The sequence below is a fragment of the Streptomyces sp. NPDC004629 genome (genome assembly GCF_042873595.1).
GTDB lineage: Bacteria > Actinomycetota > Actinomycetes > Streptomycetales > Streptomycetaceae > Streptomyces.
Map to the genome: position 1 here is coordinate 14,076 of NZ_JBIALO010000016.1, position 16,941 is coordinate 31,016.

A 16,941-nucleotide genomic window follows, 5' to 3' on the forward strand; every position below is an offset into this window, starting at 1 on the left:
CGCAACCGCCCTCGACGGCGGTTCGCGCCCCGAAGGGGCGCGGGGAACTGCGCGACCAGTCACGACGGCGCTACGAACGACCGCGGCGCACCACGGCATGACCAGCGGAGCGCGCCAGGCGGCGGACTCCGTCAACGCCCGTATGTGCGCTCGCAGATGTGGGACTCGGGGCTGTCCGGGTGCCAGCCGCCGTACCGTCGGCCCAGGGCGCACACGTCCGGGGGCGCGGCAGTGGGCCGGGACCGTTCGGGGGCGTCGGCGCGCGGGCGGGGGACCGGTGTGCGGTGCGGGTGGGGGTGCGCGCGGGGCGACGAGGACTGCCGGGGCGACGGCGTGGCCGCCGGAGCGCTCGGCGTGGCCCGCTCCTTCCTCTCGGGACGCCGGGACGGGCCGACCATCTCCAGCGCCTCCCGGGCCGGCGCCTGTACCACCCGGGGCTCGGCGCTGCCGTCCGGCCGGGGCGCCGACTGCTGGGCCCGCGCCGTACCCGGCGGCCCGGCGGTCGGCGGGTGCTGGACGGTGACACAGCCGGAGAGGGCCGAGACGGCCACGGTGACCAGAAGCGCGGCGGCGGTCGTCGTTCGATGCACCCGCGCAACTCTGCTGCTTCAGCCACCCCATCGGGACGACGGGCGAGCGCAGAATGCCCCGCACGGGTGATCTCCCGCCCCGCGCGGGTGAAGCGGCGGCGCGCACGGTGACGTCATTCGCCGGTGGCGCCGTCGATCCGCTCGCGGATCAGGTCCGCGTGGCCGTTGTGCCGGGCGTACTCCTCGATCATGTGGGTGTAGATCCAGCGGAGGCTGAACGGTTCCTCGGACAGCCGGCTCACGCCCCGGGAGAGGTCGTCGAGTCCGAAGCCGGCCGCGTGGCGCCGGGCGGTCTCGATCTCGCCCTGCCAGGTGGCGTACGCCTCCTTCCAGGTGTCCGCCTCGGTGGCGTGGAAGTCGCCGTCCGGGTCCTGCTCGCCGTAGTAGATCGGGCCCGGATCGTCGGCCACCAGCACCTTGCGGAACCAGTGCCGCTCGACCTCGGCCAGATGCCGCACCAGCCCCATGAGGGACAGGTCGGACGGTGCGACCGCGGCGGTTCTCAGCTGTGCGTCGGTCAGGTCCGCGCACTTCAGGGCCAGGGTCTCGCGGTGGTAGTCGAGCCAGCCCTCCAGCATCGTCCGCTCGTCGGCGTTCTGGGCCGGTTCCCGTCGTTCATGCGTCATGGCCGCCATTCTGGTCCGCCCGGCCCGCTGCCGGTACGGATTTTCCGCCGCCCAGCATCCCGTCGAGCAGTTCCCGCACCCCCGCCCGTACCTCGTCCAGGCTCGGCACCCGCCGGCTGAACGATCCGGCCGCACACGAGAACATCAGCCCGTCCGCCCAGGCGACCAGGGACAGCGCGTGCCGCTCCGGTTCGGTCGAGCCGAGCGCGGCGGCCATGGCGGCCAGCTGGTCCCGGAAGACGGCGCCCGTCGTGTCGTAGAAGGCCCGCAGGGCGGGGCGGCGCGTGGCCTCCAGGGCCAGCTCGTAACGGGAGATCAGCAGCTCGCGGTGGCGGGTGACGGACCGGTGCGTCGCCAGGGTCAGGGCGTCCACCAGCGCGTCGCTGCCGCCGCGTGGATCGGGCATCTCGTCCAGGGCGAGCACCCGCGCCTCCCGGACGGCATGCCGCCGCACCACCAGCTCCAGCAGGGCCTGACGGGTGCGGGCGACGTTCGAGGTCGAGCCCTGCGGCAGGCCGGCCGCCTCGTCGACCGCGCGATGCGTCAGGCCGCGCATGCCGCGCTCGGCGAGCAGCGCGATGGCGGTGTCGGCGACGAGGTCCGCACGGGAGGCGGCCGGGGTGTGGACGGACATGGGACGACCCTACCCGCCGCACTACGCCTGTAGTACAGTCGAGGCGTCGCCTTACTACACTTGTAGTGCGACCGGCGGTGAAGACCGGTCACCCGAGTCAGCGGTGGACCGCCGCGCATTCTTGGAGGAGCCATGGCACAGTCGTCCCGCGCCGTCGTCATCGGTGGCGGTATCGGAGGTCTGACCGCCGCGGCGGCCCTGCACCGGCACGGCTGGCAGGTCACCGTCCTGGAACGGGCCGGCTCCCTGGCCCCCGTCGGCGCGGCCATCTCGCTCGCCCCGAACGCGCTGCGCGCCCTGGACGTCATCGGCATCGGCGACCAGATCCGCGACCTGGCCGCCTGGCAGGGGGACGGCGGACTGCGCACCCCGAGCGGTCGCTGGCTCTCCCGTTCCAGCGCCGAGGCCGCCGCCGCCCGGTTCGGCGGCCCCCTCGTCCTGCTGCACCGCTCCACCCTCATCGACAGCATCGCCGCCCTGCTCCCGCCGGACGCCGTCCGCACGGCCGCCGACGCCGTCCTCGCGGACCCCGGCGACACCGGCCGGCCGGCCAGGGTGACCGCCGCGGGCGACGAGTGGGAGGCCGACCTGGTGGTCGGCGCGGACGGCATCCGCTCCGCCGTGCGCACGACGCTCTTCCCCGACCATCCCGGACCGGTGTACGCCGGGTTCACCACCTGGCGGATCGTGATCCCGGTGCCCGGAGCCGAGTTCGCCTCGCACGAGACATGGGGCCGGGGCCGCATCTGGGGCACGCACCCGCTCAAGGACGGCCGGGTGTACGCGTACGCCGCCGCCACGCTCCCGGCCGGCGGGCGCGCCCCCGACGACGAGAAGGCCGAACTCCTGCGCCGGTTCGGCGACTGGCACGACCCGATCCCCGCCGTCATCGCAGCGGCCCGCCCCGAGGACGTCCTGCGGCACGACGTCCACCACATCGCCGAGCCGCTGCCCGCCCACCACCGCGGCCGGGTCGCGCTCCTCGGCGACGCCGCGCACGCGATGCCGCCCACCCTCGGCCAGGGCGGCAACCAGGCCGTCGAGGACGCCGTCGTCCTCGCGCACCACGCCGGCGACCTCGCCGCCTACACCGCGGCCCGGCTGCCGCGCACCACCGCCATCGCCCGGCAGGCCGTCCGGGTGAGCCGCCTCAACCTGACCGCGAACCGAGCCGCCATCGCCGTGCGCAACACCGCTGTCGCCGCGCTCTCCCAGGCCGGACCCGCCCTGCTCCTGCGCGGATTCGACGGCATCGCCGACTGGCGTCCCCCGTATGCTTCCGAGCAGGCACCGCTGGGCAAGGGCTAGGGGAGAGCACGTGAAGGTCGGTTGCATCGGACTCGGCGACATCGCGCAGAAGGCGTATCTGCCGGTGCTCGGCGCGCTGCCGGGGCTCGAACTGCATCTGCAGACCCGGACGCCCGCGACCCTCGACCGGGTGGCCGACGCCCTGCGCGTCCCGGCCGCCCAGCGGCACCCCACCCTGGACTCGCTGCTCGACCGGGGACTCGACGCCGCCTTCGTGCACGCGCCCACCGCGGCCCACCCCGAGATCGTCACCCGCCTCCTGGACGCGGGCGTACCGACCTACGTCGACAAGCCGCTCGCCTACGAACTCGCCGACTCCCGGCGGCTGGTGGCGCTCGCCGAGCAGCGGGACGTCTCCCTCGCCGTCGGCTTCAACCGGCGCCACGCCCCCGGGTATGTGCAGTGCGCCGACCACCCGCGCGAGCTGATCCTGATGCAGAAGAACCGCATCGGGCTGCCGGAGGAGCCGCGCACGATGATCCTCGACGACTTCATCCACGTGGTCGACACCCTGCGCTTCCTGGCCCCCGGCCCCGTCGAGGACGTGACCGTGCGGGCCCGCCTGCAAGACGGACTGCTGCACCACGTCGTGCTGCAACTCGCCGGGGACGGCTTCACCGCGCTCGGCGTGATGAACCGGCTCAGCGGCTCCGCGGAGGAGATCCTCGAAGTCTCCGGGCAGGACACCAAGCGTCAGGTGGTCAATCTCGCCGAGGTGATCGACCACAAGGGCCAGCCGACGGTGCGGCGGCGCGGGGACTGGGTGCCGGTGGCCCGGCAGCGCGGCATCGAGCAGGCGGTGCTCGCCTTCCTGGACGCCGTGCGCGCGGGCAGGGTGCTCAGCGCCCGTGACGCACTGGCGACTCACGAACTGTGCGAGCGTGTGGTGCGTGCGGTGCGGGAGCGCCCCGCCGCAGCCTGACCGCGCGTGCGCCCTCCGCCACGCTCAGGGCGGCCAGCACCAGCAGCGCCCCCTGCACCGGCCAGTCGCCGTAGCGGACGTACGGCGTGATCCCGTGCGCGAGCGGCACCTCGTAGACGCGGGCGGTGCTCGCGTCGGTGCCGAGCCACGGGCCGAGCCGCCGCCCGTCCGGGCCGTACACGGCGGAGATCCCGGTCAGCGTCGAGTGCACCATCGGACGGCCGGTCTCCGCGGCGCGCAGCGCGGCCAGCGAGGCGTGCTGCGCGGGGGCCCAACTGCGCTGGAACGTCGACGTGGAGGACTGGCCCAGCAGCACGTCCGCGCCGTCCTGGGCGAGATGCCGGCTCATGTCGGGGAACGCGGTCTCGAAGCAGATCATCGGGCCGAGACGCAGCCCGTGCCCGACGTCCATCACCACCTGCTCGGTGCCCCGCCTGCGGTCCTCGCCCGCCGCCTTGCCGACCGACGTCGCCCAGCCGAGCAGCGAGCGGGCCGGTATGTACTCGCCGAAGGGGACCAGCCGCATCTTGTCGTAGCGGGCGCCGGTCGGGCCCTTCGGGCCGATCAGGACCGAACTCTTGTAGATGCCCGGCCGGTCCGAGCGCCGCGCGTCCACGTTGACCAGCACGTCCGCGCCCGTCTCGCGGGACAGCGCGGCGATCCGACGGGACAGGTCGGGGCGGTCGGCCAGGTCGAAACCGACGCTGCTCTCGCCCCACACGACCAGGTCCGGGCGCTGACCCACCAGCTGCCGGGTGAGCCGCTCTTCACGGTCGAAGCGCCGGTCGCCGCTGTCGCCGCCGCCGACGACGCCCGGCTGGACGACCGCGATCCGGACCCGGCCGTCCTCGGACGGGCGCGGCGACCACACCCAGGCCGCCGAGGTCGCCGCCGCCGTGGCGACCAGCGAGGCGAGCGCCGGTACCCGGGACTCGCGCACCGACACCGGCACCGCCACCGCGACATTCACGGCCACCACCAGGAAACTGAGCAGCCACACCCCGCCCACCGAGGCGAGCCGCAGCGCCGGCTCCACCTGCCACTGGCTCGACCCGAGCATGCCCCAGGGGCCGCCGAGCCCCTGCCAGGACCGGACCAGCTCCACGGCCAGCCACGCCGAGGGCAGCACCAGCAGCGCGGCGGCGCCCCGGCCCGGCGAGGGCACCCCGCCCAGGAACCGGCGCACCAGCCAGCCCCAGGGCAACCACAACGCGCCCAGCAGCGCCGCGATCAGGAACAGGAAGACATGCAGGCTCGGCAGCAGCCAGTGGTGCACCGCCACCATGAAGCCGATACCGCCCCACCAGCCGTCGAGCGCGGCGCGCCGCCCGGTGGGGGCCGAGCGGGCGAGCAGGATCCACGGGACCAGGGCGATGTACGCGAACCACCACAGGGAGGGCGCCGGGAAGGACAGCACCGGCAGGGCGCCCGCGAGGACGGCGGCGGCTGAGCGGCGCCACGCGGAGGCGAGCCGGCAGTCGAGCGTCCGCGTCCTCATGCCTGGCCTCCCTGCGCAGCGGCTGTCTCCAGTGTGCGCGCCGGGCGGCAGTCGCCGACAGGGGGCCTCGGACTCAGTCGATCAGCGGCGCGGGACGCGGATCGGGCAGGCGACGCCACTTCTCCTCGACGACCACCTCGCGCAGCCGCCAGCCGTCCGGCGTGCGCAGCAGCCCGAAGCCGTAGCGGCCGCCGCACACGAAGTCGGGTGCCGTCGAGCCGCCGTCGCCGCCGGCCAGCCGCATCGGGTTGAGGTAGTCGGCCCGCACCTCGGCGGTGTCCCCGGTGTCCCGTTGCAGGATCCCGAACCGCACCCGGCGGTTGACGATCAGATGCTGGCGCATCACGAACCGGCCGAGGCTCCCGGCCAGCCAGTCGGCGACCCGGGCCGCCTCACCCTCGATCCCGCCGGCGGACCGGTAGTCCGCCCGCCCGTCGTCGGTGAACAGGGCCCGGTACGCGGCCCAGTCCCCGTCGTCCACGGTCGTCGCGTACTCGGTGACGAGCCCGTCCACGGTCAGTCGGTCCATCACGGTAGCGAGGTCCACACGCTGCGTCATCGCCTCAGTGTTGGCCACGGGGCGCGCGGAGCCAAGGGGGTGTGCGACGACATTCGGGCGAAACTTCGGACAACGCACCCCCGCGGCGGGTCCGGCCCTCCGCGCGGCGCGCATCCTGTCCGTCCGGTCGTATCGTCAACTCCCTTTCTATACTGGGCGGATGATCAGCGTTCCGGTTGGCGCACTCGAAGTGGCCATGGTGCAGGCGGGCGTCCGGGCCGTGGACACATTGCGGGACACCGGCGCGTTCGCCCGCCGCCTCGACGACCTCGGTTACCGGCGCCTCTGGTACGCCGAGCATCACCACTCCCCGGCCATCGGGGCGTTCCCGCCGGTCGTCCTGATCGCCCACGCGGCCGCGTCGACGTCGTCCGTCCGTCTCGGATCAGGCGGCGTCCTCGCGCCGAACCACGCCCCGATCATGCTGGCGGAGCAGTTCGGCACACTGGCCGCACTGCACCCGGGACGGATCGACCTGGGCATCGGCCGCGGCCCGGGCACCTTCGACGAGGCGACGGCGCGGGCCCTGCGGCGCGGCGCCGGACCGGCGACGGACGACGAGTACCGCGACGACGTGTCGGCGACCCTGCGTCTCCTGGTGGACGAGATGGCGCTCGGCCCGCTGCCGGAGCCCTGGCTGCTCGGCTCCAGCACGGCCGGCGCCGCGCTCGCCGCGGAACTCGGCCTGCCGATCGCCTTCGCCCACCACATCCGCCCCGACAACACGCTCGCCGCGCTGCACCACTACCGCGAGCACTTCGCCCCGTCCCGCTGGTGCCCGCGCCCCCGCGTCCTCCTCTGCGTGGAAACGGTGTGCGCCGAGACCCCGCAGGAGGCGGCCCGGCTCGCGGGACCCATGGACGTCGTCAAGGCCGGACTCCTCCAAGGGCGGGGCGACATCCCTTTCCCGACGCCCGAAGAGGCGGGCGTCCACGCGTTCACCGCGGACGAGACACGGGCGTTGGCGGCCTTCCGCGCCCACCAGGCGCACGGCTCACCCGAGACGGTCGCACGGCGCCTGAGCGACCTGGTGGCCGCGACCCACGCGGACGAACTCATGCTGGCGACGCCTGTCCATGCGGTGGCCGACCGGCTGAGGTCGTACGAACTCCTCAAGGAGCACATCGCACCGGCGGCTTCCGGCCGCTAGGGGAGAGCCGGGCAGGGGCGCATGGGGTCCGTGCCAGGGCGAGTGGGGCGGTGTGCCGTCGCTCGCGGACCCGGTGCGCGAGGGCGGCCCGTGGGGTCTGCCGCCGCGGACCGGGTCCTGACCGGTGCGCCCGCATCGGAGCGGGCTTCAGCTCTTGAGATATGCGCGGTCTCCCATCACCACGACGGGATGGCGGGCCGGATCGAGGGCGCGCAGCAGGGCCTTCATCCCGGACTCGGGAACGGTCACGCAGGCCGACGTACCGTCACCGTGATCCAGGTGCAGCCATATGCCGCCGCCCTTCTCCACCCCTTCGGGCCGGTTCCAGTCGTACGGCGGTGCGCCCTTGAGCCGGTTGTAGTTGATGGCTATGACGTAGTCGAAGTCGTGGGCGTGGGCTTCGTCATCGCTGATCGTGGGGGCGAAAGCGTTGTCGTCGTGCCAGTACTCAAGGCGGCTGCCCGGATCCGCCAGCGCGCCGCCCGCGTCGGTCAGCGTGAACACACCGACGGGGCTGCGCTCGTCGTCCATGCGATGCTCCGTCGTCCAGCCCAGCCGGCCGTTGTGCCCGCGCCAACTGCCCATGGCGTCCCAGGTCGTGCCCCGCTTCTCGTAGAGCACGACGAGACTGTCGGGCGAATCCCGGCGGTCGCCGTAGACCACCACGAGTTGACGGGTGCCGGCCGGCACCTGCTTCCACATCCGGTCTCCGAGGCCCGGGGGGCGTGCGCCGACCGCCGGGCGCGGGGAGCCGGACGACGCCGGGTTGTTGATACCCGGGGCACCGCCCGGGCTGCTCCGGTCGGCGGTGTCACCGCAGGCCGTGGTAGTCGCCAGCAGAACGCCGCAGGCAAGGGCCGCGGGTATGGCGTGGCGCGCACCGCCGCGTCGTATCGGCCGCAAGAAGGGCCGGGTAACAGTTGATGTCCGCATGATCAGGATCTTGTGGCGGAACGAACGTCCTACGCATCCGCACGCGGGCATCTGGCCTAAGCGCATCGGCCGGCCGGACTGCCGTCCGTTCGGTGGGGTCGCCGCGGCCGGACCGCCGTCCAGAGGCGGCCCTCAGGGTCGGTGGTGAGCCCTGCCGGGGACGCGTTTGCGCTGGGCTTCGAGGACGCCGACGAACTCCACCGGCTCGCGACGCGTCCGGCGGACGCAGGCGGCTGCTCGACCGCCCGACGCCCGTCGGCCCGGCCGCTCACCGCGGTGGCGATCATGCCGCCGAGGGTGAACGGCTGTGGAGAGAGCGCCTTGGGGCCGTCCGCGGCTTCCGGGCCCCGTCGGCGCCCGGCGCGTCGCCGCCCGCCGACGGGGCCGTGCCGGGTCGGGCATAGCACGTCATCAGGAGCAGGGCGACCAGCGCGAGCACGACGACCATGACCAGGAACACGCACGCTCCGGTCACCGGCCCCTGGGCGAGGCCCCCAGCAGTTGCCGCCTGTTGCCCGGTGGGGCGGCAGCCGGGCCACGCCGCGCCGCGTGCCCGCCGCCCGTCGTCGGTGCCTCGCGGTCACCGGCCGGGGCGCGAGGCGCGGTCCCGGCCGGCCGTAGAGTGAGTGATCTTCGAGCGCACGCATCACCAGGAGGTCCTCATGACACGCCCCGTCACGGTCGTCACCGGCGGCAGCCGGGGGATCGGCGCCGCGACCTGTCTGCGGCTCGCCGCGGACGGTCACGACCTGGTCGTCGGCTACGTCCGGGACGCCGCGGCGGCCGAGTCGGTCGCGGACGGGGTGCGCGCGGCGGGGGGCCGCTGCGCGACCGTGCGCGTGGACACGGCCGTGGAGGCCGACGTGGAGCGGCTGTTCGACACGGCGGAGGAGCGGCTCGGACCCGTCACCGGTCTGGTGAACAACGCCGGGGTGAGCGGTCCCCTCGGACGGCTGGCCGACACGGACACCGCCGATCTGCGCCGGGTCGTCGAGGTCAATCTCCTCGGCACGCTGCTGTGCTCGCGTCGGGCCGCCCGTCTCATGGCGGCCCGGGGCGACGGCGTGATCGTGAACGTCTCGTCCGGGGCCGCAACGCTGGGCAGCCCCGGGGAGTACGTCCACTACGCGGCGACCAAGGCCGCCGTCGACACCCTCACCCTCGGGCTGGCGAAGGAACTCGGCCCGGACGGCGTCCGCGTCAACGCGGTCGCCCCCGGCGCGATCGACACGGAGATGCACGCGGCGATGGGCGATCCGGACCGCGCGCACCGTATGGCCGCCACGATCCCGCTGCGCCGGCCCGGCCGGGCGGAGGAGATCGCCGCCGCGATCGCCTGGCTGATGTCCGCGGAGGCCTCGTACACCACCGGCGCGGTGCTGCGGGTGGCGGGCGGCCGGTAGGGACCGACCGACGGGCTCGTCGACTTCCCGGCGGGCGCGGCACACCAGGGCGGGCGGAGCACGCCTGCGGGTCCCCGGGCCGCGCGGAAGCTCAGGCCGCCTCGATGATCTCCCCGCGGATCGCCTCGGCCCACTCGACCACCAGCAACTCGTACTCCGCGCGCTCCTGGGCCGACAGGGATCCGCCCGCACGCAGCCACAGGGCCCGGATCTGTTCGTTCACCTCGGCGGCAGGCCGCAGGGAACCAGGGGGTACGGAATCGGGGGACATGCGGACAAGCCTAGGGGTAAGCACTGACACTGCGCTACCGCGCCGCTACGGAGCCTGTACGGAGTCGGTCACGGGCGCGGCCGGTGGCCGCGGACGGTCAGCCCGCCGACTCGGCCGCGTGCGGGCTGAGCACTCCCGCCGTCACCAGGGCGATGATGACGATGCCGAGCGCGACCCGGTAGTAGACGAACGGCATGAAGCTCTTCGACGAGATGAACTTCATGAACCAGGCGATCACCGCGTAGCCGGAGGCGAAGGCGATCACCGTCGCGAAGAGCGTCGGGCCCCAGGCGACGTGGCCGCTGCTCATCGCGTCCTTCACCTCGAACATCCCGGAGGCGAGGACGGCCGGAATGGCGAGCAGGAAGGAGTAGCGGGCCGCCGCCTCGCGCCGGTAGCCCATGAACAGGCCGCCGCTGATCGTGGCGCCGGAGCGGGAGACTCCCGGGATGAGGGCGCAGGCCTGGCACAGGCCGTAGATCAGGCCGTCCCGGACGCCCAGGTTCTCCAGGGTCTTGCGTTGTTTGGGGGCGCGGTGCCGGCCGCTCTTCTCGTCGCGGGCCGCGAGCCGGTCCGCGAAGCCTATGACGAGGCCGACGACGATCAGCATGGTCGCCGTGATCCGCAGATCACGGAACGGCCCCTCGATCTGGTCCTTGAGCGTCACGCCCAGCACGCCGATCGGGATCGAGCCGATGATCACCAGCCAGCCCATCTGGGCGTCGTGGTCCTGCCGCATCGCCTTGTCGAACAGCGACCGGAACCAGGCCACGATGATCCGGCCGATGTCCTTGCGGAAGTAGATCAGAACCGCGGCCTCGGTGCCGATCTGGGTGATGGCCGTGAAGGCCGCGCCCGGGTCCTTCCAGCCGGAGAAGGCGGCGGTCAGCCGCAGGTGCGCGCTGGAAGAGACCGGAAGGAACTCGGTCAGCCCCTGGACGAGTCCGAGGACGAGGGATTCAAACCAAGACATGGAGGTGAGAGGTCCAAGTGCTGATCGGTAAAGCCGCGGAATATGGCGATCATGTGCCGAGAGGCAGCGTAGCGCCCTGGGGCGACGCGCCCGACACAGGGGTGAGTGGACCAGCGCCCCGAAGGGGCGCGGGGAACTGCGCGCCCAGCCGCGACGCACCCGCAGACGAACGACGGCACACCGCGGTAACCCCACACGGCCCGCAGCGGACCAACGCCCCGAAGGGGCGCGGGGAACGGCGCGCCCAGCCACGACGCACCCGCAGACGAACGACGGCGCACCGCGGTAACCCCGCACGGCCCGCAGTGGACCAGCGCCCCGAAGGTGCGCGGGGAACTGCGCGCCCAGCCACGACGCACCCGCAGACGAACGACGGCACACCGCGGTAACCCCGCACGGCCCGCAGCGGACCAACGCCCCGAAGGTGCGCGGGGAACTGCGCGCCCAGCCACGACGCACCCGCAGACGAACGACGACCCAACTCCGCCCACCCACCGCAACGCTACGCAGGACCCCGCACAGTCCACCCCGGCGTCTGCGGATACGCCGTAAGGCCCTCGTGCCGGACCCCGTCCCCGCAGGCCGCGCAGGTGACGACCGGCACCAGTTCATGGCCGCACGCGTGCTCGATCACCATGGGACGGTCGGTGCCCTCGCGCAGATGGCGGTCGCCCCAGGCCATCAGGGTCAGCAGGACCGGCTCCAGTTCGAGCCCCGCCCGGGTCGGCCGGTACTCGAAGCGCTGCGGGCGCTCGCTGTACGCGTGCTTGGTCAGGATCCCCGCGTCGACGAGCCGCCGCAGCCGGGTGGAGAGGATGTCGCGCGGGGCCCCGATGTTGCGGACCAGTTGGTCGAAGCGGCCGTTGCCGAGGCACGCCTCCCGGAGCACCAGCAGGGAGTACTTCTCGCCGACGAGCGCGAGCGCATCGGCGATGGAGCAGGGGCGCGGGTCTTTCGTGGCGGCCATGGCGCCCAGTCTAGGTGAGGGTTTGATTTTCCAACCGGCTGGGTTATGGTGAGTTCGGATTTCCTACTCACCGGTAGTCGCCCAGCTCACGGCCCGGCGGCCAAGGAGGCCCGACCATGCGTGACGCAGTCATTGTCGAAGCCGTACGCACCCCGATCGGCAAGGGCAAGCCGAACGGCTCCCTCGCGCACGTCCACCCCGTGGAACTCCTCGCCCACACCCTGCGCACCCTCGTGGCGCGCTCCGGCGTCGACCCGGCCCTGATCGACGACGTCATCGGCGGCACCGTCGACCAGGTCGGCGAGCAGGCCATGAACACCACCCGGTACGCCGTGCTGTCGGCCGGTTTCCCGGAGACGGTCCCTGCGACCACGGTGGACCGCCAGTGCGGCTCGTCCCAGCAGGCCGTGCACTTCGCCGCCCAGGGCGTGCTGTCCGGCGCCTACGACCTCGTCGTCGCCTGCGGCGTCGAGTCGATGAGCCGGGTGCCGATGTGGTCGAACGTGCCCGCGGGCAAGGACCCGTTCGGACCGGGAGTCGCCGCACGCTACCCGGAGGGACTCGTTCCGCAGGGCATCAGCGCCGAACTCATCGCCGCCAAATGGTCCCTTACGCGCGCGCGGATGGACGAGTTCGCCGTCTCCTCCCACCAAAGGGCCGCCGCGGCGTGGCGGGCCGGGCTGTTCGACGCCGAGGTCGCGCCGCTGGACGGCGTCGCCCGCGACGAGTGCGTACGACCGGACAGCACGCCAGAAATCCTCGCCGGACTCAGGCCCGCCTACCACGACCCCGGCTTCGCCGAGCGCTTCCCGCAGATCGAGTGGAACGTCACCGCGGGCAACGCCAGCCCCGTCAACGACGGCGCCTCCGCCGTCCTGATCGCCTCCGCCGACACCGCCGCCCGGCTCGGCCTGCGCCCGCTCGCCCGGCTGCACAGCTTCGCCGTCACCGGCTCCGACCCGCTGCTGATGCTCACGGGTGTCATCCCGGCCACGGAGAAGGTGCTGCGCAGGGCCGGGCTCACCCTTCGCGACATCGACCTGTTCGAGGTCAACGAGGCGTTCGCGAGCGTCGTCCTGGCCTGGCAGCAGGAGACCGGCGCCGACCCCGCCAGGGTCAACGTGCACGGTGGCGCGATCGCCCTCGGCCACCCGCTCGGCGCCAGCGGCACCCGGCTGACCACGACCCTCGTACACGCGATGCGCGCCCGCGGCGCCCGCTACGGACTGCAGACCATGTGCGAGGCGGGCGGACTCGCCAACGCCATGGTCCTGGAGGCCGTCTGACGGCTCATCGCGGACGCAGGTGGTGGCGCTTGCGCCAGGCCACCACGGCACCCGCGAGGGCCGGTACGGCGATGCACGCCAACGCGATCAGGAAAGCGGGCGACGTCGGCGCCGAGGCACGCGCGCCGGCCACGACGTACGCGGCGGTGTTCGGGATCGAACCGAGCGCCGTCGCGAGCAGGAACGGCAGCCAGCCCATGCGGGAGACGGCGGCACAGTAGTTCGCCGCCCAGAACGGCACGCCGGGGAACAGCCGCGCCGCCATCATCGAGCGGAAGCCGTGCCGGCTGAGCTGACCGTCGGCGGCCCGCAGCCAGCGCCCGCGCAGCAGCGGACGGAGCGCGTCCTGGCCCAGCACCCGGCCGAGCCCGAACGCGAGGGCGGCGCCCAGCACGGTGCCGACCAGCGCCGTGCCGAGCCCCAGTGAGGAGCCGAACAGGGCGCCTGCCGCCAGGTTCAGCAGGGGTCGCGGCACGAACGGCACCGTGCACAGCCCGTACGCGACGGCGAACACGGCCGCCGCGGCGTACCCGCCGAGCTGTGGCGGCCAGCCGTGGGTGAGCAGTCTTTGTGGCTCGAACAGCAGCATGGCCGCGGCGGCCGCCGCGAGCAGCGTCACCAGCAGCGACAGGCGCGACCAGGGCGACAGCAACGCGCGCGTGCAGCGCGCCGCGAAGCCCGCGCGCGTGAGGTGCGGATCGGCCGCCGTCGTGGGGACGGCGACGGCCAACTCCGTGGCGGCGGCCCGGGGAGAGGCCGTGGCGGTGCCCCCAGAGCGGTTGGTGGCATCGAGCATGCCGGTGACAGTAACCGACGAAGATGTCCGATCGACGTACGGACCGACGTATGCCGGTCACCTCGTGGCCCCCATGCCGCCGCCCGGACGCCCCGGGGAACCGCCGGTGGCGCCCGCGCCGGGGAACCTCGATTGCGTGCGTCGGCGCCGGAAAACCATTCGACGCGGCACGCCGCTTCGGCGATGATCGACGCCATGTTCCGGCTCGCCTTCGTCCTCGCAGCATCCGCAGTCGCGGATGCCCCGAAGGCTGCCGTCCCGATCGTCGTGGCCGTCGACGGCGCCCGAAGCTGACCCTCTCCGGATCGTCCGGCGGACCCCGCAGGGGGAGGGTCGGTGCCTCTCCGGGGTCCCCACACCATTCACGAGGCTTCGAGGTACAGCCATGCCCAAGACGGCGTACGTGCGCACCAAGCCGCATCTGAACATCGGCACGATGGGTCACGTCGACCACGGCAAGACCACCCTGACCGCCGCCATCACCAAGGTCCTGGCCGAGCGCGGCACCGGCGGCGGCACCCGGTACGTGCCGTTCGACCGCATCGACCGGGCCCCGGAGGAGGCGGCGCGCGGCATCACCATCAACATCGCGCACGTCGAGTACGAGACCGACACCCGGCACTACGCGCACGTCGACATGCCGGGCCATGCCGACTACATCAAGAACATGGTCACCGGCGCCGCGCAGCTCGACGGGGCGATCCTCGTCGTCTCCGCGGTCGACGGGATCATGCCGCAGACCGCCGAGCATGTGCTGCTCGCCCGGCAGGTGGGTGTCGACCACATCGTCGTCGCCCTCAACAAGGCCGACGCGGGCGACGAGGAGCTGACCGACCTGGTGGAGCTTGAGGTCCGCGAACTGCTCACCGCGCAGGGCTATCCCGGCGACTCCGTACCCGTCGTACGTGTCTCCGGGCTCAAGGCCCTGGACGGGGACCCGCGCTGGACCGGTGCCGTCGAGGCGCTGCTGGACGCGGTGGACACCTATGTGCCGGTCCCGGAGCGCTACCTCGACGCGCCGTTCCTGCTGCCCGTGGAGAACGTGCTGACCATCACCGGCCGGGGCACCGTGGTCACCGGCGCGGTGGAGCGCGGCACCCTTCATGTCGGCGACCGGGTCGAGGTGCCCGGCGCCGGGCTGGAGACGGTGGTCACCGGCCTGGAGACCTTCGGCAAGCCGATGCAGGAGGCGCAGGCCGGGGACAATGTGGCGCTGCTGCTGCGCGGGGTGCCGCGGGACGCGGTGCGGCGCGGGCACGTCGTGGCGGCGCCCGGCAGCGTCGCGCCGAGCCGTCGCTTCTCCGCGCGGGTGTACGTCCTTTCCGCACGTGAGGGCGGCCGGACGACCCCGGTGTCGACGGGCTACCGGCCGCAGTTCTACATCCGCACCGCGGACGTGGTCGGGGACGTCGACCTCGGCGCGGCGGCGGTCGCGCGTCCCGGGGACACCGTCACCATGACGGTGGAGCTGGGTCGCGCGGTCCCCCTGGAGCCGGGGCTCGGGTTCGCCATCCGCGAGGGCGGCCGGACGGTCGGCGCAGGCACGATGACCTCGGTCGACTGACGGCCCGGCGCCGGGTGCGGTCCGCCGTGGACGGCGCGGGCCCCTCCGTGGTGAAGGTGGCGCGGCCTTGCGTCGGGTGGGCCTTGCGTCGGTGCGGGTCAGGTGGTTGCGGGGCGCGGTGGTCAGGGCTCGCGCGGGCGGTGACGCGGACGGGTGTGGCACGAACTCGTGGGCCCGGCGCCGGGTGCGGTCCGCCGCGGACGGCGCGGGCCCCTCCGTGGTGAAGGCGGCGCGGGCTTGCGTCGGGCGGGTCTCGGGTCGGTGCGCGGGTGCGAGTCACGCGGCCACCGAGTGCGGCGTTACGTGCGGCGCCGCTGGGCGCCAGGCGGCCCCGGCCCGGCCGGCAGCACGCCGTCGCCCCGGCCGGCATGGGCCCGCGCGCGAGCTGTGACCCGCGGGCGTGCCCGGTGCGGGGGGCCAGGCCCAAGGCCCGTGCGGGAGGTGGGGTTTGAGGGTTCGGGCCGGACGCCGGGGGCGGAGGTCTGGACCGGGCGCCGGGCTGGCGGGATGGGGTCGGTTCGGGGCGTGGTCGGTACCGGCACAATGGGGGAGTGAGCGAACCCATACCCGTCGTCCGCGCCACCGACCACGGCACCGCGAAGCTGATGCCGGACGTCGACCGGGCGCGGGCCTGGCTGCTCACGGTCGACGGGGCGCCGCAGTCGTACGTCGACCTGGACGAGCCGACGCATCTGGAGTTCGAATACGCCCGGCGGCTCGGGTACGTGCTGGGCGTCGTGGCGGAGCCGGGCCGGCCGCTGGACCTGGTGCATCTCGGTGGAGGCGCCCTCACCCTGCCCCGCTATGTGGCGGCGACCCGGCCGGGCTCGCGGCAGGACGTCGTGGAGGCCGACCGGGCGCTGCTGGCCCTGGTCACCGAGCGGCTGCCGGTCCCGGACGGCGCCGGCATCGCCCTGCACCCCGCCGACGCCCGAGCCTGGCTGGAATCGGCCGCCGACGACACGGCGGACGTGCTGATCGCCGACGTCTTCGGCGGCTCCCGGGTCCCCGCGCACCTCACCTCGCTCGGCTACGCCCGCGAGGCCGAGCGCGTGCTGCGGACGGGCGGCGTCTATCTGGCCAATCTCGCCGACGCCGCGCCCTTCGCCTTCCTGCGCTCCCAACTCGCCACGTTCGCGGCCGTGTTCGAGGAGCTGGTGCTGATCGCCGAGCCGGGGGTGCTGCGTGGCCGACGGTTCGGCAACGCGGTGCTCGTCGCCGCGCGCCGGCCCCTGGACACGGCGGCACTGGCCCGCCGCACCGCCTCCGACGTCTTCCCGGCCCGGGTCGAACACGGCCCCGGGCTACGGGAGTTCATCGGCGCGGCCCGACCGGTCCCGGACGCGGAGGCCGTGCCGTCGCCCGAGCCGCCCGAGGGGGCGTTCGGCATCGGCTGAGGCGCGGAGCGGTCCGGACACGACGGCCGCGGCCCCGCCCGCTCCGAACCGTCCCGCTCCGAAT

At 73.8% G+C, this 16,941-nt stretch carries 17 protein-coding genes; 7 read left to right on the forward strand and 10 right to left on the reverse strand.

What is annotated here, in order from left to right:
- Positions 1 to 131: 131 nt before the first annotated feature.
- The 3 genes from ACFYTE_RS24145 to ACFYTE_RS24155 all read right to left on the reverse strand — a co-directional run bounded on the left by ACFYTE_RS24145 (position 132) and on the right by ACFYTE_RS24155 (position 1,850).
- A complete protein-coding gene (locus ACFYTE_RS24145) occupies positions 132 to 590 on the reverse strand; it encodes a hypothetical protein (protein ID WP_388713967.1) in 459 nt (152 codons plus the stop codon).
- A 113-nt stretch (positions 591 to 703) separates the two neighbouring features.
- A complete protein-coding gene (locus ACFYTE_RS24150) occupies positions 704 to 1,216 on the reverse strand; it encodes a DinB family protein (protein ID WP_388713970.1) in 513 nt (170 codons plus the stop codon).
- Positions 1,206 to 1,850, reverse strand: a complete 645-nt coding sequence (locus ACFYTE_RS24155; protein ID WP_388713973.1) for a TetR/AcrR family transcriptional regulator — start codon at positions 1,848 to 1,850, stop codon at positions 1,206 to 1,208. The genes ACFYTE_RS24150 and ACFYTE_RS24155 overlap by 11 nt, the downstream gene beginning before the upstream one ends.
- Positions 1,851 to 1,982: 132 nt before the next feature.
- Here ACFYTE_RS24155 and ACFYTE_RS24160 point away from each other — a divergent pair, with 132 nt between their 5' ends.
- Both ACFYTE_RS24160 and ACFYTE_RS24165 read left to right on the forward strand, forming a co-directional pair.
- Positions 1,983 to 3,158: an FAD-dependent monooxygenase gene (locus ACFYTE_RS24160; RefSeq protein ID WP_388713977.1), complete on the forward strand. Its 1,176-nt coding sequence runs from the start codon at positions 1,983 to 1,985 to the stop codon at positions 3,156 to 3,158.
- 10 nt (positions 3,159 to 3,168) lie between these two features.
- On the forward strand, positions 3,169 to 4,080 hold the full coding sequence (locus ACFYTE_RS24165) for a Gfo/Idh/MocA family protein (RefSeq protein ID WP_388713979.1): 912 nt from the start codon (positions 3,169 to 3,171) through the stop codon (positions 4,078 to 4,080).
- On the opposite strand, the gene lnt is transcribed toward ACFYTE_RS24165, so the two are convergent.
- Both lnt and ACFYTE_RS24175 read right to left on the reverse strand, forming a co-directional pair.
- On the reverse strand, positions 3,998 to 5,578 hold the full coding sequence (gene lnt, locus ACFYTE_RS24170) for an apolipoprotein N-acyltransferase (protein WP_388713982.1): 1,581 nt from the start codon (positions 5,576 to 5,578) through the stop codon (positions 3,998 to 4,000). The two genes, ACFYTE_RS24165 and lnt, sit on opposite strands and share 83 nt — an antisense overlap.
- Before the next feature lie 73 nt (positions 5,579 to 5,651).
- On the reverse strand, positions 5,652 to 6,137 hold the full coding sequence (locus tag ACFYTE_RS24175; protein ID WP_388713984.1) for a nuclear transport factor 2 family protein: 486 nt from the start codon (positions 6,135 to 6,137) through the stop codon (positions 5,652 to 5,654).
- Positions 6,138 to 6,297: 160 nt separating this feature from the next.
- Here ACFYTE_RS24175 and ACFYTE_RS24180 point away from each other — a divergent pair, with 160 nt between their 5' ends.
- The gene (locus ACFYTE_RS24180) at positions 6,298 to 7,287 is read left to right on the forward strand and encodes an LLM class flavin-dependent oxidoreductase (RefSeq protein ID WP_388713986.1); all 990 of its coding nucleotides are present in this window, start codon (positions 6,298 to 6,300) and stop codon (positions 7,285 to 7,287) included.
- A 147-nt stretch (positions 7,288 to 7,434) separates the two neighbouring features.
- On the opposite strand, the gene ACFYTE_RS24185 is transcribed toward ACFYTE_RS24180, so the two are convergent.
- Positions 7,435 to 7,989, reverse strand: a complete 555-nt coding sequence (locus ACFYTE_RS24185; protein ID WP_388713989.1) for a hypothetical protein — start codon at positions 7,987 to 7,989, stop codon at positions 7,435 to 7,437.
- Between the two features lie 893 nt (positions 7,990 to 8,882).
- Here ACFYTE_RS24185 and ACFYTE_RS24190 point away from each other — a divergent pair.
- Positions 8,883 to 9,623, forward strand: a complete 741-nt coding sequence (locus ACFYTE_RS24190) for an SDR family oxidoreductase (RefSeq protein WP_388713992.1) — start codon at positions 8,883 to 8,885, stop codon at positions 9,621 to 9,623.
- Between the two features lie 91 nt (positions 9,624 to 9,714).
- On the opposite strand, the gene ACFYTE_RS24195 is transcribed toward ACFYTE_RS24190, so the two are convergent.
- The 3 genes from ACFYTE_RS24195 to ACFYTE_RS24205 all read right to left on the reverse strand — a co-directional run bounded on the left by ACFYTE_RS24195 (position 9,715) and on the right by ACFYTE_RS24205 (position 11,834).
- The gene (locus tag ACFYTE_RS24195) at positions 9,715 to 9,894 is read right to left on the reverse strand and encodes a hypothetical protein (protein WP_388713995.1); all 180 of its coding nucleotides are present in this window, start codon (positions 9,892 to 9,894) and stop codon (positions 9,715 to 9,717) included.
- A 97-nt stretch (positions 9,895 to 9,991) separates the two neighbouring features.
- Positions 9,992 to 10,867 carry an undecaprenyl-diphosphate phosphatase gene (locus ACFYTE_RS24200; protein ID WP_388713997.1) on the reverse strand — a complete coding sequence of 292 codons (876 nt, stop codon included), beginning with the start codon at positions 10,865 to 10,867 and terminating at the stop codon, positions 9,992 to 9,994.
- Positions 10,868 to 11,369: 502 nt separating this feature from the next.
- Positions 11,370 to 11,834 carry a winged helix-turn-helix transcriptional regulator gene (locus tag ACFYTE_RS24205; protein WP_388714000.1) on the reverse strand — a complete coding sequence of 155 codons (465 nt, stop codon included), beginning with the start codon at positions 11,832 to 11,834 and terminating at the stop codon, positions 11,370 to 11,372.
- 116 nt (positions 11,835 to 11,950) lie between these two features.
- Between ACFYTE_RS24205 and ACFYTE_RS24210 the strand changes: the two genes are divergently transcribed.
- Positions 11,951 to 13,120 carry a thiolase family protein gene (locus tag ACFYTE_RS24210; protein ID WP_388714002.1) on the forward strand — a complete coding sequence of 390 codons (1,170 nt, stop codon included), beginning with the start codon at positions 11,951 to 11,953 and terminating at the stop codon, positions 13,118 to 13,120.
- 4 nt (positions 13,121 to 13,124) lie between these two features.
- On the opposite strand, the gene ACFYTE_RS24215 is transcribed toward ACFYTE_RS24210, so the two are convergent.
- Positions 13,125 to 13,916 (reverse strand): TVP38/TMEM64 family protein, encoded by a 792-nt coding sequence (locus tag ACFYTE_RS24215; protein ID WP_388714005.1) that lies wholly within the window; start codon positions 13,914 to 13,916, stop codon positions 13,125 to 13,127.
- A gap of 385 nt (positions 13,917 to 14,301) precedes the next feature.
- Here ACFYTE_RS24215 and tuf point away from each other — a divergent pair, with 385 nt between their 5' ends.
- Both tuf and ACFYTE_RS24225 read left to right on the forward strand, forming a co-directional pair.
- Positions 14,302 to 15,480, forward strand: coding sequence for an elongation factor Tu (gene tuf / locus ACFYTE_RS24220; RefSeq protein ID WP_388714008.1), 1,179 nt, complete (start codon positions 14,302 to 14,304; stop codon positions 15,478 to 15,480).
- Between the two features lie 551 nt (positions 15,481 to 16,031).
- Positions 16,032 to 16,877: a spermidine synthase gene (locus ACFYTE_RS24225; RefSeq protein ID WP_388714011.1), complete on the forward strand. Its 846-nt coding sequence runs from the start codon at positions 16,032 to 16,034 to the stop codon at positions 16,875 to 16,877.
- The last annotated feature ends 64 nt before the right edge of the window (positions 16,878 to 16,941 follow it).

Coding starts and splice junctions, on each gene's coding strand:
- ACFYTE_RS24150 (WP_388713970.1), bottom strand. CDS start 1,216: ATGACGCATGAACGACGGGAACCGGCCCAGAACGCCGACGAGCGGACG.
- ACFYTE_RS24155 (WP_388713973.1), bottom strand. CDS start 1,850: ATGTCCGTCCACACCCCGGCCGCCTCCCGTGCGGACCTCGTCGCCGAC.
- ACFYTE_RS24160 (WP_388713977.1), top strand. CDS start 1,983: ATGGCACAGTCGTCCCGCGCCGTCGTCATCGGTGGCGGTATCGGAGGT.
- lnt (WP_388713982.1), bottom strand. CDS start 5,578: ATGAGGACGCGGACGCTCGACTGCCGGCTCGCCTCCGCGTGGCGCCGC.
- ACFYTE_RS24175 (WP_388713984.1), bottom strand. CDS start 6,137: ATGACGCAGCGTGTGGACCTCGCTACCGTGATGGACCGACTGACCGTG.
- ACFYTE_RS24180 (WP_388713986.1), top strand. CDS start 6,298: ATGATCAGCGTTCCGGTTGGCGCACTCGAAGTGGCCATGGTGCAGGCG.
- ACFYTE_RS24185 (WP_388713989.1), bottom strand. CDS start 7,989: ATGTGGAAGCAGGTGCCGGCCGGCACCCGTCAACTCGTGGTGGTCTAC.
- ACFYTE_RS24190 (WP_388713992.1), top strand. CDS start 8,883: ATGACACGCCCCGTCACGGTCGTCACCGGCGGCAGCCGGGGGATCGGC.
- ACFYTE_RS24195 (WP_388713995.1), bottom strand. CDS start 9,894: ATGTCCCCCGATTCCGTACCCCCTGGTTCCCTGCGGCCTGCCGCCGAG.
- ACFYTE_RS24200 (WP_388713997.1), bottom strand. CDS start 10,867: ATGTCTTGGTTTGAATCCCTCGTCCTCGGACTCGTCCAGGGGCTGACC.
- ACFYTE_RS24205 (WP_388714000.1), bottom strand. CDS start 11,834: ATGGCCGCCACGAAAGACCCGCGCCCCTGCTCCATCGCCGATGCGCTC.
- ACFYTE_RS24210 (WP_388714002.1), top strand. CDS start 11,951: ATGCGTGACGCAGTCATTGTCGAAGCCGTACGCACCCCGATCGGCAAG.
- ACFYTE_RS24215 (WP_388714005.1), bottom strand. CDS start 13,916: ATGCTCGATGCCACCAACCGCTCTGGGGGCACCGCCACGGCCTCTCCC.
- tuf (WP_388714008.1), top strand. CDS start 14,302: ATGCCCAAGACGGCGTACGTGCGCACCAAGCCGCATCTGAACATCGGC.